Here is a 20668-nt window from a genome sequence, read left to right as displayed (position 1 = left end):
CGGTGACGGGCCTCGGCGAATTTCATCGCTGGGGCCCGCATATCTTTTGAGGAGATGGACAATGGCACATTCCAATCAGGGTATCGTGAAGGATGAGAAGGGTCAGGAGCAGCCGGCCGACAAGGAGCGCGCGCGAACGGCTCACAAGACCGACACCCGAAAGCCGCCGGCGCGTGAAGCAACGCGTGATCCGAAGCTGAGCGATCCCGACAAGGCGCCGGGCTCCGGGATGGCGTCAGACGATCGCGGCGATCCTCCGGCAGGCTGAACGGTGTTTCGCTGTGGAGCTACTGCCGCAATGCGGCAGGAACGACGGTCTCGCTCCGCCGTTGGCCTTGGGAGATCAGTGGAGAACTGACATGGCGATGGACGAGAAAGAGCTCGGAAACCTGATCGGCAGCGACAAGGTCGAGGGTACCGCGGTCTATGGATCGGACGAGCGTAAGATCGGCTCGATCGAACGCGTAATGATCGATAAGAAGAGCGGGCGGGTATCCTATGCGGTGCTCGGCTTCGGCGGCATCCTCGGTCTCGGCAACGACCATTATCCGCTGCCCTGGCAATCGCTCAAATACGACACAAGGCTGGGCGGCTATGTCACCGGCGTAACCGAAGACCAGCTGCGCGGCGCGCCGAAATACGGCAGCGAGCGTGACTGGAATTGGGCCGATATCGGTACCGCCCGCGCGGTGAACGATTACTACGGCGTGCCGATCGTCTGAGCGGCGTCGGCCCGGAGTGCACCGCGCCTCCGCCGGTCTCCTTCAAAACCGAGATGTACGGCACTTGAGGACGTAACCGTCGCGTCTTCTGGCGTCTGTACACTAGTGAACATACGGCAATAGCTGTGCAATGTAACATACGTTATTGAAATCGGCCCGGCGGTTACCCGATTAAACATCCGGGGAGACCTATGTCGTTGGCGTCGCTAGTCCGGAAATTGGAGCAGTTCGTACGGCTTTCGCCGGTAGACCACGTTATTCTCAATCGGGCGTCGACCGAACGCGTTCGTCACTTCGGGCCGCGTGTCGATATCGTCCGTGAAGGCGAGAAGCCGAAAGACGTCCACCTGATCTTGTCCGGCTGGGCCTACCGCTACAAACAGCTCGAGGACGGCCGGCGCCAGGTGGTGTCGTTCTTCCTGCCCGGTGACATCTGCGATGTGAATGTCTTCATCCTGCGCGAGATGGATCATTCGATCGGCACCGTCACCGCGGTGTCGATCGCCGACCTCTCCCGCGATTTCTTCGACAGGGTCGCAGCCGAACACCCGCGGATCGTCACCGCGTTCTGGTGGGAAACCCTGGTCAATGCCGCGATCCAGCGCGAATGGACCATGAGCCTCGGCCAGCGCACGGCGCTGGAGCGGATGGCCCATCTGCTCTGCGAGATCTGGCTCCGGCTGCGTCTCGCCGGCCTGACCCAGGGCGACAGCTGCGATTTTCCGCTGACCCAGGGCGACCTCGCCGACGCCACCGGGCTTTCCAAGGTCCACGTCAACCGGACCCTGCAGGAGCTGCGCGCCGGCGGCCTGATCGTGCTCAAGGGAAAGACCCTGGCCGTCCCCAACCTCGACCGGCTGATGCGCGCCGGCCTGTTCAACCCGAACTATTTGCATATGGACCGCGAGGGACGGCAGCTCGACGCCGTCGGGGCGGCGGACGCCGCGGCGGGGTGACGGGGCGCCCGGCGTGGCAAGTCGCGAGCGCGCGGTGCATGATTCACAGGTCGCTGATCATACCTGGTGTCGTCCTGGCGTAAGCCGGGACCCATTACCCCAAATTTCAGTTGTTGCACGGTGCTGGGGCCGCGATCCCGTTCAACACCGAAAGCGGTGGTAATGGATCCTGGTTTCGCCAGGATGACAGCGGTGTATGTAGCGCGAGCGCGGGGACGACAGTGGTGGATGCGGCACTACCGCCTCACCCGTTCGCGGTCTTCACCACCACGAGATTGTCATCGACTGCCGGCGGGTGGCGCTTGAGATGGTCGCGGCGCAGCGCGATCTCGTCGCGGACCAGCTCGTAGCCCAGCTTGAAGGTGTCGAGGCCGTCGCTGGAAACGGTGCCGTCGCGCAAGCCGATCACCGCGCCGCGCAAGATCGCTTCGAGCTCGTCCTGCAATTCGTCGAGATGTTCGGCGCATGTGGTGTGCTCGACGCGCTCGCCGATGTCGAGGATCCGGCTCGCCAGTTCGCTGGCCTTCTCGGGCGCGATGCGGGTGATCTTGGTGTAGATCCCAGCGAAGATCGAGCCGATGATGCTGAGCGCGGCGGCGCCGAGATACATCACGTCGCTGTAGCGATCCATGAACGACTTGGTATCGTCGTTGATGTATTCTGCCGCGCCCTGGTGGGCGACGATGAAGGCGTCCTTGTCGGTCGCGGCCGGCTCGATCTTGGAGGCGAAGCCGTCGTCGAGCGCGAGTTCGGACTTGTTCTCGTAGACAACGCGCGCGAGTTCGGCCGCCGTTGTCGTGGACATCGAGGATTGCGCGACCAGCAGCCATTCCAGCCCGATCGTGTCGACGTCGTCGTCGGGGATCGCCGGCGCGGATGACAGCATGCCGGTCGAGACCGTCTCCTCCGAGATCGCCGGATATTTGCGCGCCAGCGCCTTGGCCTCGTCGATCGCGTTCAAGGTGAAGCCACCGGAGCGCTTGGCATATTGCTCGTAGGTCTTGTCCTTGACGATCTTCGAGGCATGCTCGATCGCGACCACGGCGCCAAAGCCGGACGCGAACAATCTGTCGAACGGCGTGTTCGGCGGCGCCTGCTGCACCCGCTGCGCCGCATCCGGGCTGTCGGAAATCTCCAGTGCGCTGCGGACGAAATTGACGCTATTCTCGCCGTCGCCGACGACTGCGATCTTCTTCCTCTTCAGTTCGGTCAGCGACTTGATCTTCTTGCCGCCGGGGCTCAGCACCAGCACCACGTCATGCTCGAGGATCGCGATGGCGCGGGCGCGCGGCGGCACCCTTGCATCGGTGCGAAGGATCGCGAGCGTTGCGGCGCGGCGATCGAACTGGGCCAGCGCCTTGGCGTTGTCGGGGTTCGGCGCGATCTTCAGCCGCAGCCGGGACGAATTGTTCTTCAGCACGGTGGCGAGGCGGCCGGCGAACTTGGCCTCCGGGCCGTTGGCGTCGCCGACCGCGAACACCAGCGTTTCCGAATTGCGCAGCCAGAGGCGGCCGCCGACCACGGTGATCGCGCTCAAGAACAGCGTCAGCAGGGTGAAGATGATGATCTGCGCGCGGTTGCTCTTGGCGACCGGTGGGCGTGGTCGCGGCGGCGTCGGCGAAGGCGCGGGGGCTTCGGCACTCATGGCTGATCACCTGGCTCATCACCCGTCCGGGACGGCCCGTTGCCGCAACGGCGCGGCGCTGCCCGGTGAATCCGTAAATGACTATAAAAGAAAGAAAATTTCCTGTGCGGCCGACGATATACCTCCCCGGCGCGAATGCAAACCGGCCGCCCGCCGTAACCTTAATCCCGGTTCGCCTGCGCCGCGGTGCCACATGACCATCGCCACTATCGACGGCTGAACCCAGATGTGATTTTCGAGGGGCCGCAGGTGCATTCCGCCGCCGGAGATGTCATAAATGAGACAAGCTTCGCTTTGCGGAATCGCGCTGACGGCCTGACCCGGATTTCTTGCAATCACATTCATCGAAGTAAAAGGGCGTCAGCTTGTTGTTTCCTTCCATGTCATCGTCGGTGTCGGTTGGTGCCCTGGTGGGATGGATGTTGCTTCTCACCGCAAAGCACATCATCGCTGACTTCATGCTGCAGAACGCCTGGATGGCGATCGGCAAGGACCAGAAGACCGGCTGGGCCATGCCTCTGCTCGCGCATTGCCTGGTCCATCTCGCGGTCGCGCTGGCGCTGATCCTGGTGGTGGCGCCGCGGTTCTGGTACGTCGCCTTCATCGACTTCGTGATCCACATCATCATCGATCGCTGCAAGGGAATCTGCGCCTCGCATTTCGGCGTAACGCTGGAGTCCGGCCATCCCTGGTTCTGGACCCTGATCGGGGTCGACCAGGCGCTGCACCACCTCACCGGATTCGCGCTGTCGATCTACATGGCCGCGAACTGAACGGCGCGCGGACGTCTTTTTCCTCATCCCATCCCTGACCACGTCCCTGCGGCTTGCTGCGGGCGGATGTGATTCGCGTGCAACGGGCAAGGGTCCCCGGAAGCGACCGGAGGCCGTGGTTAACCTTTCGTTAGAGGATTGCGCGGCATCTTCCCGATCGAGGGGGATTTGCAAATGTTTTCAAGCCGCGACGCGTTCGAGAACGATGCCTGCCCAGTTGCGGACGACTTGCTCGGCCAGATGTACCGCGCCAATCCGAACGGGCTTTCGCTGCTGGTTGCCAATGTCGCGCCCGACGTCAGGGCGATGCTCGCGCTGTTCTGCTACCGCCGCAGCCATCTGCATGCGCTTGCACTCGCGATTGCGTCGAGCTGCAGCGAGTGGGAGCTGGCCAATTGGGGCGGCCGTGTCGGGTCGACGCTCTACGCGTTGTCGCGCGAGCCGGCTCGCGTTGCGACCGTGTCGCATGGCGGCCGCAAGCCGATCACGCTGTCGACCAAGCCGCTGTCGAGTTTTGCGCCTGTTGTCGACGACGAGCTCGATGACGAGGACGTCGGCGAGACGGTGACTGTGACGGCTTAAGCATGATCGGGAAAAGTGGAAACCGGTTTTCCCTCGCGACAAACGCGGAATGCGTTTGCGCGGAGATCATGCGCAAATAAGAAGGCCGCGCTCAATCCGGCTGCGCGCTCGCGATGAGCGGCAGCCCGTGCCGGCGCCGCGCCATCGCGCATTCCGCATCGCCCGGCAGACAGGTTCGGCACACCTCCGGCCGCACCGCATAGACCTCGCAGCGCGTGGCCTCTCCGACCCTGCCTGACAGCGCCGAGCAGCGGTCACCCTCGCAGCGCATCCCCGACTGCCGCGCATTGACGAATTGCGGCGGGATCAGATCGAGCTGTGCGTCGTCCTCCACGGTGAAACGCGGCCAATTCGCCGAATAGCTGCAGCAGGCGCCGCAGGACTGGCAGGGGCTCACGTCCGCCGCGTCGATCGCGTTGCCGGTCATCAGGTGTCCCTCGGTGCTTCCCACACCAGGCTGCGCCGCCAGCGCGCCCTCAGCAGGTCGCGCCGCTCCGGATACTTCTCGTCGTGATAAACAGCGGTGACCACGCGGTCGGTGCGGAAGCTGCGGAAATCCTTGCGCAGCTCGCACCAGGCGGCGAGCAGCCGCACCGCCTCGTGATAGCCGACCGCGATTGGCCAGATCGTACGCTCAGAGTCGCGGCCATGCTCGTCGCGATAGTTGAGCGTGATCTTCTTGCCCTCGTGGATCTGGCTGCGGGTCCTCACCATGTCGATACGGTCGGGCTCCCGGTTCCAGGCGGAGCGGGCGCGGCTTGCCGGCTCCAGCACGAACGGCCGCAAGCGGTCGGGCACGGTCTCGGCGATCTTGGCCATCAGGTCCTCGGCCGCGCGCGCCAGCGCCGGATCGGCGTGGCCGACCACCCATTGCGCGCCGAGCACGCAGGCTTCGATCTCGTCGGGTGTCAGCATCAAGGGCGGCAGGTCGAAGCCTTTCTCCAGGATGTAGCCCATGCCGGCCTCGCCGCGGATCGGCACCCGCTGCTCGATCAGGCTGGCGATGTCGCGATAGATGGTCCGCTTCGATGTCTCGAGTTCGGCTGCGATCGCATCCGCGGTCAAAGGCTTACGGGTGCGGCGGAGCACCTGGATGATCTGAAACAGCCGGTCGGCGCGTCTCATGGCAATTCTCTCGGTCGCTCTGTTGGCAGTCGTTTTGGCAGCTGTCTTGACGAGTGTCTTGACGGGTCTCGAGGCTCTCGGCGCGTCGGCTTTTCGCGCCCCCTGTCACTGCTGCTGACAGCATGTTGGCAGCAGGTGGGGGCTATATCAGGACAACACCTCAAGTGAAGGGAATTTGTCCATGACGAATCTTGACGAACTCGGTTTCAGGCAGGCGCAGAGCTTCGCGCTGGAACAGCTGGTCACAGTCTACTCCACCTCCGGCGACCTGCGCTGGGCCCTGGTCGCGCTGGTCGCTCAATCCATCAGCGCAGCCTGGTCCTACGGGCGGGCACGGCTGGTCAAGCGCGTTCGCGAGGCGGTTCGCCGCCTCGCGCCCGTCGGCCCGCTCGACAGTGAATGCCACTACTGCTGACACCATGCTGGCAGCAGGGGGCGGCTAGCTTCAATTCACGACCACAGGCGATCTGGAGCTTCAGATGATTACGCTTTTTGGCTTTGGCACGGGCTTCGGCTTGCCGGAAATCAGCCCCTTCGTGACCAAGACCGAGGTCCAGCTCAAGATGGCCGGGCTTGAGTATCGCAAGGAAAAGGCGATGCCGCCGGCTTCTCCCAAGGGGCAGCTGCCCTTCATCGCCGATGACGGCGAGACGATCGCCGATTCGACCTTCATCCGCGCCCATATCGAGGGCAAATACGGCTTCGATTTCGACGCGCCGCTGAGCCTGCAGGCACGCGCGCAGGCCTGGGCCTTCGAACGCATGATCGAGCATCACGTCTACTGGGCGCTGGTCGGCGCGCGCTGGGTCGACGACACCAATTTTGCCAAGGGGCCTGCGCATTTCTTCGACGGCGCGCCCGATCACATGCGCGACAAGATGCGCGAGGACGCCCAGTTCCGCGTCGCCGAGAACTATCTGTTGAGCGGGCTTGGCCGCCACGGCCCGGACGAGGACGTCGATCTCGCGCTCCGCTCGCTGTTTGCGCTGTCGGTGCAGCTCGGCGACAAGCCCTATCTGATGGGCAACGCCCCGTGCGGCACCGACGCCACCGCGTTCGGCGCGCTGGCGGGAATCCTGACGCCGTTCTTCGATTCGCCGCTGCGCGAGCGCACCGAAAAATTCGACAATCTCACCGCCTATGTCGGCCGCATGATGCAGCAATATTATCCGGAGTTCGCTTGGGCGCCGCTGCAGCAGCAAGCTGCCTAGGTGGCAACAGGTGCGGGCTCGCCCTTCAAAGCGGCGAGCTCCGCCTCGAGCTCCGCAATGCGCTGGTCGCGTGAGGCGAGTGCGGTCGCCACATCGGCCGCATCGAATTTCTGCGGGATGTGCTGCGGGCAGTTGCTGTCCCACGCCGCGACCCTGAACAGGATCACCTGCTCGGGCCGCGCGCGATAGCCCTGCGGCATCAGCGAGCGCGTCAGCGCCGGATCGTCCTCCACCACCCGCGCCTCGCCCCAGATCTTCACCCGTTGCCGATGCGCGTAATTCATCACGAAGATGTAGGCCTTCGGGTTCTCCGACAAATTGCCCTGGGTGATGAATTGCCGGTTGCCGCTGTAGTCGGCGAACGCGATGGTGTGCTTGTCGAGCACCTTGATAAAGCCCTTCGGGCCGCCGCGATGCTGGATGTAGGGCTGACCGCCGGCCGAGGCGGTGGCGAGATAGAAGCTGTTGGTGTTGGCGAGGAAGGCCGCGAGGTTCTCGTCGACCTCGGTTTGCCAGCCGCCATGGGCTTCGACCTCGGCATAGGTCGCGCGCGAACCCTTGCGGGTCTGGATTTCCTTCACCGCCGGGGTGAAGCCGACATCGCTCGAATAGCTGTGAACCTCTGACATCTCAGCCTCCCGCCACGGGCGACAAAGCGGCCGTCCGCGGCCCCCAACATGGGTATTTCCGGATCGTAGGCAATCTGGTGCATTGACACTTCACTATTGCCGATTATGCAATAGTTTCATGGACCGGATCGACGCCATGCAGGCCTTCGTCGCGGTGGCGGACCTCGAGGGGTTTGCCCCCGCCGCCCGCAAGCTCGGCCTGTCGCCATCGGCCATCACGCGGCTGATCGCGGCGCTGGAGGAGCGGCTCGGCGCGCGGCTCCTGCAGCGGACCACGCGGCAGGTGACGCTGACCGACGCCGGCTCGCGCTACCTCGAGCGGGCGCGGCGGATCCTCGCCGACGTCGAGGAGGCCGAGGACGCGGTGGAGAGCGAGCGCACCCGCCCCGAAGGCCGCCTCGTGATCTCGGCGCCGTTCGGCTTCGGGCGGCTGCATGTCAGCCCCGTCGTATCAGCCTATCTGAAACGCTATCCCGACGTCGGCGTCGACCTGCGGCTGTCGGACCGCCGGATCAACCTCGTTGAGGACGGCGTCGACCTCGCGGTCAGGCTCGGGCACCTGCCGGATTCGACGCTGGTGGCGCGCCATGTCGGCCAGATGCGCCGCATCGTGGTGGCGTCACACGGCTATCTCAAGCTTCGCGGCGAGCCGAAGCGTCCGGCGGACCTGACCACCCATGACACCATCCAGTTCGGCGCGATGACCGCGACGCCGGACTGGCGCTTCATGGAGGACGGCCAGGAGATCCGCATCACGCCGACGCCGCGCTTCACCAGCAACAGTTCGGATGCCGCCATCCAGTACGCCGAGCAGGACGGCGGGCTGACCCGGGTGATGGCCTACCAGGCCGCCGAATCGCTCAAGGCGCGGCGACTCCGGATCGTGCTCGCCGAATTCGAGCAGCCGCCGGTGCCGATCCATGTCGTCTACCCGACATCCCGCCTGCTGTCGGCCAAGGTGCGGACCTTCATCGATCTCGTTACCGAGATCACCGACTGGCACTTCGCCTAGCGCGAAAGCGCTTAGTTCACCGGCGCCTTCTTCGGCACCACGCGGAACGTGCCGCTGGCGCGCGCGATCGTCACGCCGTCGGCCTTGATCAGGCTCTGCGCGAAGCAGATCGTGCTGCCGGTCTTGATCACATCGCTCTCGATTGAGAGCCACTGCCCGACATTGGCGGAGCCGACGAAATCGACCGTGAGCGAGATCGTCACATACGAGGTGGTCCAGCCGGTCGCCTGGCCGCAGCTATAGCCCATCGCATTGTCGGAGAGTGCTGCGATCAGCCCGCCATGGATCAGGCCGCGGCCATTGGTGTGCGGCCTCGCCAGCCGCAGGCCGATGATGACGGATCGCTCGGTCTTCTTTGCATAGAGCGGCTCCCAGGGCTCGGTGAGCGGGCTCTTGCGGAACAGCGGCTCGAAGCCTTCGGGGATGTCCTGAGGAATGTCGGGGGCGACTTGCGTATCGGTGGTCATCTGAATCTCGTGCATGACGTTGCGTTGACGCCATTGAACGCGATGTCGATCACGGTTTCACCGCCTACAAAGTTTTAAACGGGATTTGCGTGGGTGTTTGAAAGCGCGAACGCTGCGACTGGTCACGCCGGCAATTCGTAGCCGACCTCGCTCTCGATCTCGATCGTCTTCTGCACCGCCGGGCGCGCCATCATCTTCTCGTAATGCGCCATGAGGTTGGGGAACGTCTCCGGCGGCAGCTTCAGCGAATTGGCGAGCCGCCAGTACAGGCGGAACAGATGGATGTCGGCGACCGAATAGCTGCCGATCGCCCAGCCGTGACCGAGGCGGCGGTCGGCGACGCCCCAGACGGTCTTCGCGTGGTCGAGCCCGCGCGCCCGTGCCGGATGCAGCGTCGAGGCGATTAAGGACATCCACGACAGCGCCTGCGCCTCGGCCTCGATATCGTCGCGCGGCAGCAACTCGGCTTCAGGATAGCGCCGGGCGAGATAGAACAGGATCGCCGCGACCTCGGTCAGCGGCCGGCCGTCGATCAGGAGCGTCGGGACCTTGCCTTCCGGATTGAGCGCGAGATAGCCGGGCGCACGCATGTCGTTGCGCTTGAACGACATCGGGTGGGCCTCGAAGCCGGTGCCGATCTCGTGCAAGGCGATATGCACCGCCATCGAACTGGCGCCCGGTGCGAAGTAGAGGGTGAGCATGGGGGCTGCTCCTGCGTCGTTGTGATGCGGAAGCTGAACGTCAGGCGCGCCTGACGCAAGCGCGATCTCCAATTCCGTCACCCTGCGGAGGCCGCGGAGCGGCCGTCTCGAAGGGGCGACGGCCCGGCTGGTGGCCATTCATCCTTCGAGACGCGCTTCGCGCTCGTCAGGATGACGGGTCAGGAATCGTCTCCGTGCTTAGAACGGCAGCCCCACATAATTCTCCGACAGCGAGGTCGACGCCGCCTTCGAGCTGACGAGGTAGTCGAGCTCGGCGATCTGGATGCGCGCGGCGAATTCGCCTTCGTCCGGGAATTTGTGCAGCATCGAGGTCATCCACCAGGAGAAGCGCACCGCCTTCCAGACCCGCGCCAGCGCGCGTCCCGAATAGCCGTCGAGGCCGGCGGAGGATTTCTCGTCGTAATATTCGCGCAGTGCCTGTGACAGATAATGCACGTCGCTGGCGGCAAGGTTCAGCCCCTTGGCACCGGTCGGCGGCACGATGTGCGAGGCGTCGCCGGCGAGGAACATCCGGCCGAACCGCATCGGTTCGGCGACGAAGCTGCGCAGCGGCGCGATGCTCTTTTCGATCGACGGGCCGGTGATGATCTCGTCGGCGGCCTTCTGGTCGAGACGCCGCTTCAATTCGTCCCAGAACCGGTCGTCCGACCATTGATCGACATGATCGTCGAGCGGGCACTGCACGTAGTAGCGGCTGCGATGCGTCGAGCGCATCGTGCACAGTGCGAAGCCGCGCGCGTGGTTGTTGTAGATCAGCTCCGGCGAGACCGGCGGCGTTTCCGACAGGATGCCGAGCCAGCCGAACGGATACACCCGTTCATAGCTGGTGATCGCCGACGCCGGCACGCTGGCGCGGCTGATCCCGTGGAAGCCGTCGCAGCCAGCGATGAAATCGCAGGCGATCTCGTGGGTGACCCCGTCCTTGACGTAAGCGACGCGCGGATGATCGGTGTCGAAATCGTGCGGCTTGACGTCGGCGGCGGAGTAGACCGTGGTCAGGCCGGCCGCCTTGCGCGCGTTCATCAGGTCGAGCGTGACCTCGGTCTGGCCGTAGATGGTCACGGTCTTGCCGGTCGCCGCATGCATGTCGATGCGGTGCCGCGCGCCGCCGAACGCCAGCTCGACGCCGTGATGAACCAGGCCTTCCTGGTGCAGCCGGGCGGCGGCGCCGACGCTGTCGAGCAGCGACACGGTGCCTTCCTCGAGCAGGCCGGCGCGAATCCGGCCCAGCACGTAATCCGGCGTCTGCCGCTCGAGAATGACGTTGTCTACGCCGAAAGTATGAAGTAGTTGCCCAAGCAACAGTCCGGCCGGACCTGCGCCAATGATTGCTACTTTTGTCCGCAACACCTGCTCCTCCCGATCGGATAGGCTTCCAGCCGGGCGCTTGCGCCGGGCGGCCGTCATCAACTTGCCAAGGCAACTATATCATATAACAGTTTTGGCAAGGCGGATTTGCGCGGGACTAGCGTTCGCCGCAGCGCAAGATGCCGGAGGGACCGGGTGCGACGAGGCGTCGTCCCTGCGGATTTCGTCTTGAATATCTGCGCGAATTAGATAACATGTTAAGTAATGAGACCGGGCACCAAGCCCGTCCTGGAGAGGAGGAGAGGTGATGAGGAAGAGTTTGTTGGCGCTGCTGATGGCAGCCGTCGCCATCGTGCCGGCCGCAGGTCCTTCGCAGGCGCAGGACAAGACCGTCAATCTCAAAGTGTCGCTGTGGGTGCCGCCGGCGCATCCGCTGGTTCCGGCGACGCAGGCCTGGGCCGCCGATATCGAGAAGGCGTCGGGCGGCACCATCAAGGTCACCGTGTTTCCGTCCGAGCAGCTCGGCAAGGCGTTCGACCATTACGACATGGCGCGCGACGGCATCGCCGACGTCACCTACGTCAATCCCGGCTATCAGCCGGGCCGGTTCCCGATCGCGGCTGCAGGCCAGCTCCCGTTCGTGTTCTCGGACGGCAAGAAGGGCACACTGGCGCTCAACGAGTGGTACCACAAATACGCGCCGACCGAGATGAAGGACACCAAGCTCTGCTTCGCCTTCATCCACGATCCGGGCGCGCTGCACGGCAAGAAGAAGATCCTGCTGCCGAGCGACCTCTCCGGCGTGAAGGTGCGGCCGGCGCAGAGCACCATCGGCGAGATGGTGAAGATGTTCGGCGGCACCAATGTGCAGGCCTCCGCGCCGGAATCGCGCGACGCGATCGAGCGCGGCGTCGCCGACGAGATCACCTTCCCCTGGGGCTCGATCTTCCTGTTCGGCATCGACAAGGTGGTGAAGTACCACATGGACGTGCCGCTCTACACGACGGTGTTCACCTACAACATCAACCTCGCCAAATATAATGCGATGTCGGATGCCCAGAAGAAGGTGATCGACGATCACTGCACGCCGGAATGGGCCTCCAAGGTCACCGATCCCTGGACCGATTTCGAAGCCAACGGCCGCACCAAGATGAAGGCGCTGCAGGGCCACGAGGTCTATCCGCTGACGGCGGATCAGCTCGCCGAGTGGAAGAAGGCGGTCAAGCCGCTGCGCGACAGCTGGGCCGAAGCGGTGAAGAAGGCCGGCGGCGATGCCGAGAAGATCGAGGCCGATCTGCAGGCTACGCTGAAGAAGTACGAGGCGGGGATCTGATCCCGTTGCCCCTTCACCTCTCCCCTCTTGCGGGGAGAGGTCGGATCGCACCGTCAGATGCGATCCGGGTGAAGGGGTACAGGTCTCACCGCGTTCACAACTCGTGGAAGCAGCCCCTCACCCGACCCTCCAAGAGCGAGCTATGCTCGTCTCGGGCCCGCAAGAGCGGGACGAGGGAGCCAATCGAAGCAACGCATGACGCAATCTGCCGAAGTTTCCCAGGACGGCGCGATCACCGGTCCACCCGAGCCGGTGCGCAAGAATTTCATGGACCGCTTCATCGATTCGATCGAATGGGTGGCGGCCTTCTTCGTCGGCGTCGTCGCGCTCAACACCTTCACCGCGGTGTTCATGCGCAAGTTCTTCGCGGTGACGATCCCCGACTACTACAATTTCGGCCAGTTCCTGCTCGGCATCCTGATCTTCTGGGGCATCGCGGCGACGAGCTATCGCGGCACCCACATCACCGTGGATCTGGTCTGGGCCAATGCCGCGCCGCGCTATCAGCGCTGGATCGACATCTTCGCGACGCTGGTGCTGCTGTTCGTGGTGACGGTGCAGACCTACACGCTGGTCGACAAGGTGATCGACACCAGGAACAGCCACATCGTCACGATGGATCTCGGCGTTCCGGTCTGGCCGTTCTTCCTGGTGTCGTGGCTCGGCGACGTCTCCGCGGTGCTGCTGATTGCGATCCGGACCTACCGCCTGATCTTCCATCCGGAAGATATCCACGATGCCAAGATCAAGACTGCGGAGTAGACGGCCATGAGTCTCGATTTGAGTCCCGAGGCCGTCGCCGTCATCGGCTTCGTCAGCCTGTTCGCGTTGATGCTGTTGCGTGTCCCCGTCGGCATGGCGATGGGCCTCGTCGGCATCACCGGCTTTGGCTATCTCACCGGCTTTGCGCCGGCGCTGAAGCTGGTCGGCCAGACCACGATGCGCACGGTGACGGACTATTCCTTCGGCGTGATCCCGATGTTCCTGTTGATGGGCGCCTTCGTGTCCGTCTCCGGCATCAGCCGCGAGCTGTTCCGCGCCGCCAACACCTTTGTCGGCCATTGGAAGGGCGGGCTCGGCATTGCGACCATCGCCGCCTGCGGCGGCTTTGCCGCGATCTCGGGCTCGTCGGTTGCGACCGCTGCGACCTTCTCCGCGGTGGCCTATCCCGAGATGCGCCGCTTCGGCTATCCGCAATCGTTTTCCACCGGCGTGATCGCGGTCGGCGGCACGCTCGGCGCGATGCTGCCGCCGTCCACGGTGCTCGCGGTGTACGGCATCATCACCCAGCAGGACATCGGCAAGCTGTTCATCGCTGGCGTGGTGCCGGGCCTGCTCGCGATCCTGATGCACATGATCACGATCGGCATCATCGGCGTGACGCGGCCGGGGTTCCTGCCGGCAGGCAAGAAGGCGTCGTGGCATGAGCGCGCGCTTGCGATGCGCGACGTCTGGTCGCCGCTGCTGCTGTTCCTGTTCGTGATCGGCGGCCTCTATGGCGGCTTCTTCGTCCCGACCGAAGCGGGCGCAGTCGGCGCGGTCGGCGCCTTCATCATCGGCATCCTCCGCGGCAAGCTGACCAAGGACGGCATCCTGCAATCGCTGCTGCAGGCGACGCGCACCGCGGCAGCGGTGTTCACGGTGCTGATCGGCGCGCTGTGCTTCGGCTATTTCCTCACCATCACCCAGACGCCGCAGAACGTCACTGAGTTCCTCACCGGGCTCGGCATCGGGCCCTATGGCGTGCTGGCGCTGATCCTGATGATGTATCTGGTGCTCGGCTGCCTGATGGACGCGATGGCGATGGTGATCCTCACCGTGCCGATCGTGTTCCCGGTGGTGACAGCGCTCGGCTTCGATCCGATCTGGTTCGGCATCATCATCGTCATGACAGTGGAGCTCGGGCTGATCCATCCGCCGGTCGGCATGAACGTGTTCGTGATCAAGAGCGTGATCAAGGACGTCAACATGTCGACGATCTTCGTCGGCGTGCTGCCGTTCGTGATCACCGATCTGATCCGGCTGGTGATCCTGATCCTGTTCCCGCTGCTGGCGACCTGGTTGCCGCAGCGCATGATAGGCTAGATCAATGACACCCGAGCTTCAGACCAGATACGTCTTCACCATCACCGCCCGAATCGCCGAGGTCACCTCGGCCGGCGACATCGGCACCGGCGTCCGCCGCATCATTCCGATCATCGGCGGCGAGGTGAGGGGCGAGACCGTCAACGGCAAGGTGCTGCCCTTCGGCGCCGACTTCCAGATCATCCGGCCGAGCGAACTGATCGAACTGGAGGCAAAATACGCCTTTGAGACCGACGACGGCGCCGTCATCTATGTCGAAAACAAGGGCATTCGCTTCGGACCGCTCGATCTGCTCGAGAAGCTCAAGCGCGGCGCACCGGTCGATCCGAAGCTGATCTACTTCCGCACCGTGCCGAAATTCGAAACCGGCGCCGAAAAGTACCGCTGGCTGATGGAGCACATATTCATCGGCTCCGCCGCCCGCCACGCCGACCGCGTCGTGATCGACGTGCATCAGGTGTTGTGAGGCTCCGCGGTCATCCTCACCTGGAGGGGGAGGATCGACGCGCATGCAATGCGCGGCGAGGTGGGGTGATCTCTCCACACGGGATACTGCCCGGGTGGAGAGCCCGTCACCCCACCCCGGCTCCCATTCCGCTTCGCTTCATGTGAGCCGACCCTCCCCCTCCAGGGGAGGGTGCAAGGCTGCGTCGCACGACGCGCCCAGTCTTGACTCCTGCGATGATAGTTATAAAACATAACTATTCTGAATAGGAAACAATAACGCCATGGGAAACGCTGCCGACGCGGGTGATGCCTCGCTGCTCAGGATCGAGACGCGAGGAGCGGTGCTGACCGTCGGGCTCAACCGGCCCGCCAAGCGCAACGCGCTGAACGACGGCATCATCCTGGCGCTGCGCGATTGCTTTTCCGCGATTCCCGATACGGTCGGCGCCGTCGTCATCCATGGCGTCGGCGATCACTTCTCGTCCGGCCTCGATCTCTCCGAACTGACCGAGCGCGACGCCACCGAGGGGCTGGTGCATTCCCAGATGTGGCACCGCGTGTTCGACCGCATCCAGTATTGCCGCGTGCCTGTCATCGCGGCGCTGAAGGGCGCCGTGATCGGCGGCGGGCTGGAGCTTGCGTGCGCTGCGCATATCCGGGTCGCCGAGCCGTCGGCCTATTTCGCGCTGCCCGAGGGCCAGCGCGGCATCTTCGTCGGCGGCGGCGGATCGGTGCGGCTGCCGCGCCTGATCGGCGTACCCAGGATGGCGGACATGATGCTGACCGGCCGGGTCTATTCGGCGACCGAGGGCGCCGCCTACGGCTTCTCGCAATATCTCACCGAGGCCGACGGTGCGCTGCCGAAAGCGCTGGAGCTTGCCGAGCGCGTCGCCGCCAACGCGCCGCTGACCAATTTCGCCGTGTTGCAGGCGCTGCCGATGATCGCCGAGGCCAATCCGCAGACCGGCCTCTTGATGGAATCGCTGATGGCGACGGTGGCGCAGAGCGACAAGGAAGCCAAGAGGCGCATCCGTGCCTTCCTGGATCGCAAGACCGCCAAGGTGAAGCCGACATGAGCGCCAAGGCTAATATAACTGCGTCTGCGCCCACCGCGAGCGCGCACCCGCTGCGCCCGATCTCGTTCGGCAACCCCGACGTCACCGTCGAGCGCCGCGACGACGGCACGATCTATCTTCGCCCCAAGCTCAATCTCGCCGATTACCCCGTTCGTCTCACCGACCGGCTGCATCACTGGGCGAAGGCCGAGCCGAGCCGGGTGTTCATGGCCGAACGTGCAGCCGGCGGCGGCTGGCGTCAGATCACCTACGCGCAATTGCTGGAGACGACCCGGCGCATCGCGTCCGCGCTGATCGCGCGCGGGCTATCGGCCGAGCGGCCGATCGTCGTCCTGTCGGGCAATTCGATCGATCACGCGCTGATCGCGCTCGGCGCGCTCTATGCCGGCATTCCGTTCTGCCCGGTGTCGCCGGCCTATTCGCTGGTGTCGCGCGACTACGGTAAGCTTAGCTTCGTCATCAAGCTGCTCACGCCGGGCCTGGTCTTCGTCGACGACGCCGACAAATTCGCCGACGCCCTGCGCACCAATGTCGGCCCCGGTGTCGAGATCGCCGCAAGCCGCGGCACCGTGCCTGGCCGCGAGGTGACCCGGCTCGCCGATCTGATCGCAACGCCGGAAGATCCGCGCCTTGACGCGGCCCATGCCGCGATCGGTCCGGACACGATCGCGAAATTCCTGCTGACGTCGGGTTCGACCGGCAATCCCAAGGCGGTCATCAACACCCAGCGCATGATCTGCGCCAATCAGGTGATGCTGCGCGAGACGTTGGCGTTCCTGAAGGACGAGCCGCCTGTCATCGTCGATTGGCTGCCGTGGAATCACACCTTTGGCGGCAATCACAATGTCGGGTTGACGCTGTTCAACGGCGGCTCGATGTATCTCGATGAGGGCAAGCCGATGCCCGGCGGCATCGAGGAGACCGTGCGAAACCTGCGCGAGATCTCGCCGACGGTCTATTTCAACGTGCCCAAGGGCTATGAATCGCTGCTGCCCTATCTGCGCGACGATGCCGGCCTGCGGGCAAAGTTCTTCCACCGGCTGCATGCGATGTTCTTCTCGGGAGCCGCGTTGTCGCCATTCATCTGGAACAGCCTCGATGCGCTCGCAGTGCAGGAGAAGGGTTATCGCGTCCCCATGCTGACCGGGCTCGGCGCCACCGAGACCTCGCCGTTCTTCATGTCGGTGCGGCCCGATACCAGCCGCTCCGGCCATGTCGGGCTTCCGGTGTCGGGCAATGATGCGAAGCTCGTGCCCAACAACGGCAAGCTCGAGGTGCGCGCCAGGGGTCCGAACGTGACGCCCGGCTACTGGCGGCAGCCCGAACTGACCGCCAAGGCGTTCGACGAGGAGGGCTTCTACAAGTTTGGCGATGCGCTGAAGCCTGCCAACGCCGGCGATCTCGATGCCGGTTTCGATTTCGACGGCCGCATCGCCGAGGATTTCAAGCTGGCGAGTGGCACCTGGGTCAGCGTCGGGCCGTTGCGGGCGCGCTTTGTCGGCACCTGCGCGCCGCTGGTGCGTGACGTCGTGATCGCGGGGCTCAACCGCGACGAGCTGGCGGCGATCGTGATCCTCGATCTCGATGGCTGCCGCCTGATCAATCCAGCGCTGGCCGCTGGCGACATTACGGCCGCGGCCAATGATCCGCTGGTGCGTGCCGCCTTCCGCGAGCGCTTCGCGCGCGTCCTTGCGAGCGCCACGGGTTCGTCGAACCGGATCGCGCGAGCGATCCTGCTCGATACGCCGCTGTCGATCGATCGCGGCGAGGTCACCGACAAGGGCTCGATCAACCAGCGCGCGGTGCTGGAGCATCGCACTGACATCATCGAAGCGCTCTATGCGCCGGTGCCGCCGGCATCGGTGATCAAACTCGTCTGACCATTCAAGGAGAGAATGCCATGCAGTTGAAGAACCAGGCCGCCATCGTCACCGGCGGTGCATCGGGATTGGGTGCGGCGACCGCGCGCCGGCTGGCTGCGCTGGGTGCCAAGGTCGCGGTCTGCGACCTCAACGCCAAGCTCGCCGAGAGCGTCGCCGCCGAGATCGGCGGCATTCCGGTCGTCTGCGACGTGGCCGATGCAGCGGCGGCCGAAGCCGCGGTCGCTGCCGCCGCCAAGGCGCACGGCCCGGCGCGCGTGCTGGTCAACTGTGCCGGCATAGGCGTCGCCAAACGCGTGATCGGTCGCGAAGGGCCGATGGCGCTCGCCGACTTCGACAAGGTGATCAAGGTCAACCTGATCGGCTCGTTCAACATGCTGCGGCTTGCGACATCAGAGATGGCGAAGCTCGAGCCGCTTGCGACCGGCGAACGCGGCGTCGTGATCTCGACGGCGTCGGTCGCGGCCTATGACGGCCAGATCGGGCAGGCGGCCTATTCGGCCTCCAAGGGCGGCATCGTCGCGATGACGCTGCCGATCGCGCGCGAGCTCGCGCAATTCGGCATCCGCGTGCTGACCATCGCGCCCGGCCTGTTCATGACGCCCTTGCTGGCCGGACTGCCGCAGGAGGCGCAGGATTCGCTCGCCGCTGCGATCCCGTTCCCGCGCCGGCTGGGCCAGGCCGACGAGTTCGCCTCGCTGGCGTTGCACATGATCGACAATCCCTATCTGAACGGCGAAGTGGTGCGGCTCGATGCCGCGCTCCGGATGGCGCCGCGCTGACGCATGATCCGGAAGGGCGCAAAACGCCTTCCGGATCGCTCACGCTCAATCGAGGATACACCATGTTCGTCAATCGGCGCGACGTGCAGATCCAGTGGGGAGATTGCGACCCCGCCAACATCGTCTACTACCCGCGCTACTTCGCGATGTTCGACGACTCGACCTCGATCATGTTCGAGGCCGCCGGCTGCTCGAAGCAGGACCTCGTTCACAAATACGGCCTGGTCGGCATTCCGATGGTCGACACGCGGGCGAAATTCCACATTCCGTCGACCCATGGCGACTGGATTACCATCGAGAGCCGGATCGAGAGCATCAAGCGCTCGAGCTTCGAGGTGGTGCACCGCGTGTTCAAGGGCGAGGCGTTGGCCATCGAGGCGTTCGAGACAAGGGTGCTGGTCGGCCGCCACCCGGACGATCCCGCCAGGCTGAAATCGGCGCCGTTTCCGCAGGAGGTCATCGACCGCTTCATGAACGGCTGACGTGGTCGTGAAGGCCTGACTCGCAGCCTCATGACTCGACTTTCGGAGCATGATCCTCTCGGAAAACCGGTTTCCACTTTTCCGGATCATGCTCTAAAGAAGGGGCTGAATTGGCCCGCAAAACTGGTTTAAACCCAAAAAACTTATCTGCAGGGAGGAATGAATGAGGAAGGCCACTTTCGCCGCAACAGTGCTCGCAGCTGCTGTCGCGCTGCCGGTCGCACCCGCGCTGGCGCAGACCAATGAGATCACCATCGGCATCTCGATCTCGACCACCGGTCCCGCCGCGGCGCTCGGCATCCCCGAGCGCAACGCGCTCGATTTCGTGCCGAAGGAGATCGGCGGCGTGCCGCTGAAGCTGATCGTGCTCGACGACGCCGGCGATCCGACGGCTGCGACCACCAATACGCGGCGCTTCGTCACCGAGTCCAAGGCCGACATCATCATGGGCTCCTGCATCACGCCGACGACGATCGCGGTATCGACGGTCGCCAACGAGGCCGGCATCCCGCATCTCGGTCTCGCGCCGTTCCCGATCAACGACGCCCGCGCGAAATGGTCGGTCGACCTGCCGCAGTCGATTCCGATCATGGGCAAGGTGCTCTACGAGCACATGAAGGCGCACAACATCAAGACCGTCGGTTATATCGGCTATTCGGATTCCTACGGCGACCTCTGGGTCAACGACTTCAAGGCGCAGGCCGTGCCGATGGGCCTGACCATGACCGATGAGGAGCGCTTCGCGCGTCCGGATACGTCGGTCGCGGGCCAGGTGCTGAAGCTCGTCGCCGCCAATCCCGACGCCATCCTGGTCGGCGCTTCCGGCACCGCCGCGGCGCTGCCGCAGACCGCGCTGCGCGAGCGCGGCTACAAGGGCCTGATCTACCAGACCCACGGTGCCGCCACGATGGACTTCATCCGCATCGCGGGCGCGTCGGCGGAAGGCGTCATCATGTCGGCCGGCCCGATCATGTCGCCGGAGACTCAGCCCGACAGCGCGCTGACCAAGAAGCCGGGCCTGACGCTGAACGCGGCCTATGAAGCCAAGTACGGCGCCAACAGCCGCAGCCAGTTCGCCGGCCATTCCTTCGACGCCTTCGAGGTGCTGAAGCGCATCATCCCGACGGCGCTGAAGACCGCCAAGCCCGGCACGCCGGAATTCCGCGAGGCGATTCGCCAGGCCTTCGTCTCCGAGAAGGAGATCGTGGCGAGCCAGGGCGTCTACAACTGGACCGAAAAGGACCGCTACGGCCTCGACGACCGCTCGCGCATCCTGCTCACGGTCAAGGACGGCAAATACATCCCGGCGATGTGAGCTTGGGCGCTCGCTGTGAAAACGAACGAGCCGGCCTCCGATGCGGGGCCGGCTTTTTTCTTGACCCTCCCCTGGAGGGGTAGGGGAATCGCATATGGCTGTGGAGTAGTGTTGCC

General features: G+C 64.5%; 24 protein-coding genes. 17 read left to right on the top strand and 7 right to left on the bottom strand.

The window, feature by feature from the left end; translation table 11 throughout:
• Positions 1-61 precede the first annotated feature (61 nt).
• From CO675_RS38680 to CO675_RS38670, 3 genes are all read left to right on the top strand, one after another.
• Complete coding sequence (locus CO675_RS38680; protein ID WP_097677117.1) at positions 62-268, top strand: hypothetical protein; 207 nt, start codon at positions 62-64, stop codon at positions 266-268.
• A 91-nt stretch (positions 269-359) separates the two neighbouring features.
• On the top strand, positions 360-722 hold the full coding sequence (locus tag CO675_RS38675; protein ID WP_097677116.1) for a PRC-barrel domain-containing protein: 363 nt from the start codon (positions 360-362) through the stop codon (positions 720-722).
• A gap of 197 nt (positions 723-919) precedes the next feature.
• Complete coding sequence (locus tag CO675_RS38670; RefSeq protein WP_097677138.1) at positions 920-1678, top strand: Crp/Fnr family transcriptional regulator; 759 nt, start codon at positions 920-922, stop codon at positions 1676-1678.
• Positions 1679-1922: 244 nt separating this feature from the next.
• On the opposite strand, the gene CO675_RS38665 is transcribed toward CO675_RS38670, so the two are convergent.
• Positions 1923-3323 carry a TAXI family TRAP transporter solute-binding subunit gene (locus CO675_RS38665; RefSeq protein ID WP_097677115.1) on the bottom strand — a complete coding sequence of 467 codons (1401 nt, stop codon included), beginning with the start codon at positions 3321-3323 and terminating at the stop codon, positions 1923-1925.
• Positions 3324-3742: 419 nt separating this feature from the next.
• On the opposite strand from CO675_RS38665, the gene CO675_RS38660 reads away from it, so the two are divergent.
• Positions 3743-4096: a DUF3307 domain-containing protein gene (locus tag CO675_RS38660; protein ID WP_198964900.1), complete on the top strand. Its 354-nt coding sequence runs from the start codon at positions 3743-3745 to the stop codon at positions 4094-4096.
• Positions 4097-4270: 174 nt separating this feature from the next.
• Positions 4271-4678, top strand: coding sequence for a hypothetical protein (locus CO675_RS38655; RefSeq protein WP_097677113.1), 408 nt, complete (start codon positions 4271-4273; stop codon positions 4676-4678).
• Between the two features lie 91 nt (positions 4679-4769).
• Here the strand turns inward: CO675_RS38655 and CO675_RS38650 are convergent, their stop codons facing one another.
• Positions 4770-5105: a YkgJ family cysteine cluster protein gene (locus CO675_RS38650; protein WP_097677112.1), complete on the bottom strand. Its 336-nt coding sequence runs from the start codon at positions 5103-5105 to the stop codon at positions 4770-4772.
• Complete coding sequence (locus CO675_RS38645) at positions 5105-5803, bottom strand: helix-turn-helix transcriptional regulator (RefSeq protein WP_028336549.1); 699 nt, start codon at positions 5801-5803, stop codon at positions 5105-5107. Before CO675_RS38645 ends, CO675_RS38650 begins: the two co-directional genes overlap by 1 nt.
• Before the next feature lie 181 nt (positions 5804-5984).
• On the opposite strand from CO675_RS38645, the gene CO675_RS38640 reads away from it, so the two are divergent.
• Both CO675_RS38640 and CO675_RS38635 read left to right on the top strand, forming a co-directional pair.
• On the top strand, positions 5985-6218 hold the full coding sequence (locus tag CO675_RS38640) for a hypothetical protein (protein ID WP_097677111.1): 234 nt from the start codon (positions 5985-5987) through the stop codon (positions 6216-6218).
• Positions 6219-6282: 64 nt separating this feature from the next.
• A complete protein-coding gene (locus tag CO675_RS38635) occupies positions 6283-7014 on the top strand; it encodes a glutathione S-transferase family protein (protein WP_097677110.1) in 732 nt (243 codons plus the stop codon).
• Here the strand turns inward: CO675_RS38635 and CO675_RS38630 are convergent.
• Positions 7011-7643: a pyridoxamine 5'-phosphate oxidase family protein gene (locus tag CO675_RS38630; protein ID WP_097677109.1), complete on the bottom strand. Its 633-nt coding sequence runs from the start codon at positions 7641-7643 to the stop codon at positions 7011-7013. The genes CO675_RS38635 and CO675_RS38630 overlap by 4 nt on opposite strands.
• Before the next feature lie 118 nt (positions 7644-7761).
• Here CO675_RS38630 and CO675_RS38625 point away from each other — a divergent pair, with 118 nt between their 5' ends.
• Positions 7762-8655: a LysR family transcriptional regulator gene (locus tag CO675_RS38625; RefSeq protein WP_097677108.1), complete on the top strand. Its 894-nt coding sequence runs from the start codon at positions 7762-7764 to the stop codon at positions 8653-8655.
• An 11-nt stretch (positions 8656-8666) separates the two neighbouring features.
• Here the strand turns inward: CO675_RS38625 and CO675_RS38620 are convergent, their stop codons facing one another.
• From CO675_RS38620 to pobA, 3 genes are all read right to left on the bottom strand, one after another.
• Positions 8667-9122 carry a PaaI family thioesterase gene (locus tag CO675_RS38620; RefSeq protein WP_097677137.1) on the bottom strand — a complete coding sequence of 152 codons (456 nt, stop codon included), beginning with the start codon at positions 9120-9122 and terminating at the stop codon, positions 8667-8669.
• A 122-nt stretch (positions 9123-9244) separates the two neighbouring features.
• The gene (locus tag CO675_RS38615) at positions 9245-9823 is read right to left on the bottom strand and encodes a glutathione S-transferase family protein (protein ID WP_158231372.1); all 579 of its coding nucleotides are present in this window, start codon (positions 9821-9823) and stop codon (positions 9245-9247) included.
• A gap of 198 nt (positions 9824-10021) precedes the next feature.
• Positions 10022-11191 (bottom strand): 4-hydroxybenzoate 3-monooxygenase, encoded by a 1170-nt coding sequence (gene pobA, locus CO675_RS38610; RefSeq protein WP_097677106.1) that lies wholly within the window; start codon positions 11189-11191, stop codon positions 10022-10024.
• A gap of 268 nt (positions 11192-11459) precedes the next feature.
• On the opposite strand from pobA, the gene CO675_RS38605 reads away from it, so the two are divergent.
• From CO675_RS38605 to CO675_RS38565, 9 genes are all read left to right on the top strand, one after another.
• Complete coding sequence (locus tag CO675_RS38605; protein WP_097677105.1) at positions 11460-12485, top strand: TRAP transporter substrate-binding protein; 1026 nt, start codon at positions 11460-11462, stop codon at positions 12483-12485.
• 252 nt (positions 12486-12737) lie between these two features.
• Positions 12738-13247, top strand: a complete 510-nt coding sequence (locus CO675_RS38600; protein ID WP_097677136.1) for a TRAP transporter small permease — start codon at positions 12738-12740, stop codon at positions 13245-13247.
• A gap of 18 nt (positions 13248-13265) precedes the next feature.
• Positions 13266-14570: a TRAP transporter large permease gene (locus CO675_RS38595; RefSeq protein ID WP_097677135.1), complete on the top strand. Its 1305-nt coding sequence runs from the start codon at positions 13266-13268 to the stop codon at positions 14568-14570.
• A 4-nt stretch (positions 14571-14574) separates the two neighbouring features.
• Positions 14575-15036, top strand: coding sequence for a DUF3237 domain-containing protein (locus tag CO675_RS38590; protein WP_097677104.1), 462 nt, complete (start codon positions 14575-14577; stop codon positions 15034-15036).
• 262 nt (positions 15037-15298) lie between these two features.
• The gene (locus CO675_RS38585) at positions 15299-16093 is read left to right on the top strand and encodes a crotonase/enoyl-CoA hydratase family protein (protein ID WP_097677103.1); all 795 of its coding nucleotides are present in this window, start codon (positions 15299-15301) and stop codon (positions 16091-16093) included.
• Positions 16090-17973, top strand: coding sequence for a feruloyl-CoA synthase (locus CO675_RS38580; protein WP_097677102.1), 1884 nt, complete (start codon positions 16090-16092; stop codon positions 17971-17973). Before CO675_RS38585 ends, CO675_RS38580 begins: the two co-directional genes overlap by 4 nt.
• Positions 17974-17993: 20 nt before the next feature.
• Positions 17994-18755, top strand: coding sequence for an SDR family NAD(P)-dependent oxidoreductase (locus tag CO675_RS38575; RefSeq protein ID WP_097677101.1), 762 nt, complete (start codon positions 17994-17996; stop codon positions 18753-18755).
• A 62-nt stretch (positions 18756-18817) separates the two neighbouring features.
• On the top strand, positions 18818-19237 hold the full coding sequence (locus CO675_RS38570) for an acyl-CoA thioesterase (RefSeq protein ID WP_097677100.1): 420 nt from the start codon (positions 18818-18820) through the stop codon (positions 19235-19237).
• A 163-nt stretch (positions 19238-19400) separates the two neighbouring features.
• Positions 19401-20552 carry an ABC transporter substrate-binding protein gene (locus tag CO675_RS38565; protein WP_097677099.1) on the top strand — a complete coding sequence of 384 codons (1152 nt, stop codon included), beginning with the start codon at positions 19401-19403 and terminating at the stop codon, positions 20550-20552.
• Positions 20553-20668 lie beyond the last annotated feature (116 nt).

Source organism: Bradyrhizobium sp. C9 (assembly GCF_002532045.1).
In the GTDB taxonomy this organism is placed as follows: Bacteria; Pseudomonadota; Alphaproteobacteria; order Rhizobiales; family Xanthobacteraceae; genus Bradyrhizobium.
Note: the sequence above shows the minus strand (reverse complement) of the source record. Positions and strands in the feature narration are given on the sequence as shown.

Excerpts from the sequence above, each read along its gene's own strand:
- CO675_RS38680 (WP_097677117.1), top strand. The coding sequence starts at position 62 with ATGGCACATTCCAATCAGGGTATCGTGAAGGATGAGAAGGGTCAGGAG.
- CO675_RS38675 (WP_097677116.1), top strand. The coding sequence starts at position 360 with ATGGCGATGGACGAGAAAGAGCTCGGAAACCTGATCGGCAGCGACAAG.
- CO675_RS38665 (WP_097677115.1), bottom strand. The coding sequence starts at position 3,323 with ATGAGTGCCGAAGCCCCCGCGCCTTCGCCGACGCCGCCGCGACCACGC.
- CO675_RS38660 (WP_198964900.1), top strand. The coding sequence starts at position 3,743 with ATGTTGCTTCTCACCGCAAAGCACATCATCGCTGACTTCATGCTGCAG.
- CO675_RS38655 (WP_097677113.1), top strand. The coding sequence starts at position 4,271 with ATGTTTTCAAGCCGCGACGCGTTCGAGAACGATGCCTGCCCAGTTGCG.
- CO675_RS38650 (WP_097677112.1), bottom strand. The coding sequence starts at position 5,105 with ATGACCGGCAACGCGATCGACGCGGCGGACGTGAGCCCCTGCCAGTCC.
- CO675_RS38645 (WP_028336549.1), bottom strand. The coding sequence starts at position 5,803 with ATGAGACGCGCCGACCGGCTGTTTCAGATCATCCAGGTGCTCCGCCGC.
- CO675_RS38640 (WP_097677111.1), top strand. The coding sequence starts at position 5,985 with ATGACGAATCTTGACGAACTCGGTTTCAGGCAGGCGCAGAGCTTCGCG.
- CO675_RS38635 (WP_097677110.1), top strand. The coding sequence starts at position 6,283 with ATGATTACGCTTTTTGGCTTTGGCACGGGCTTCGGCTTGCCGGAAATC.
- CO675_RS38630 (WP_097677109.1), bottom strand. The coding sequence starts at position 7,643 with ATGTCAGAGGTTCACAGCTATTCGAGCGATGTCGGCTTCACCCCGGCG.
- CO675_RS38625 (WP_097677108.1), top strand. The coding sequence starts at position 7,762 with ATGGACCGGATCGACGCCATGCAGGCCTTCGTCGCGGTGGCGGACCTC.
- CO675_RS38620 (WP_097677137.1), bottom strand. The coding sequence starts at position 9,122 with ATGACCACCGATACGCAAGTCGCCCCCGACATTCCTCAGGACATCCCC.
- CO675_RS38615 (WP_158231372.1), bottom strand. The coding sequence starts at position 9,823 with ATGCTCACCCTCTACTTCGCACCGGGCGCCAGTTCGATGGCGGTGCAT.
- CO675_RS38605 (WP_097677105.1), top strand. The coding sequence starts at position 11,460 with ATGAGGAAGAGTTTGTTGGCGCTGCTGATGGCAGCCGTCGCCATCGTG.
- CO675_RS38590 (WP_097677104.1), top strand. The coding sequence starts at position 14,575 with ATGACACCCGAGCTTCAGACCAGATACGTCTTCACCATCACCGCCCGA.
- CO675_RS38585 (WP_097677103.1), top strand. The coding sequence starts at position 15,299 with ATGGGAAACGCTGCCGACGCGGGTGATGCCTCGCTGCTCAGGATCGAG.
- CO675_RS38580 (WP_097677102.1), top strand. The coding sequence starts at position 16,090 with ATGAGCGCCAAGGCTAATATAACTGCGTCTGCGCCCACCGCGAGCGCG.
- CO675_RS38575 (WP_097677101.1), top strand. The coding sequence starts at position 17,994 with ATGCAGTTGAAGAACCAGGCCGCCATCGTCACCGGCGGTGCATCGGGA.
- CO675_RS38570 (WP_097677100.1), top strand. The coding sequence starts at position 18,818 with ATGTTCGTCAATCGGCGCGACGTGCAGATCCAGTGGGGAGATTGCGAC.
- CO675_RS38565 (WP_097677099.1), top strand. The coding sequence starts at position 19,401 with ATGAGGAAGGCCACTTTCGCCGCAACAGTGCTCGCAGCTGCTGTCGCG.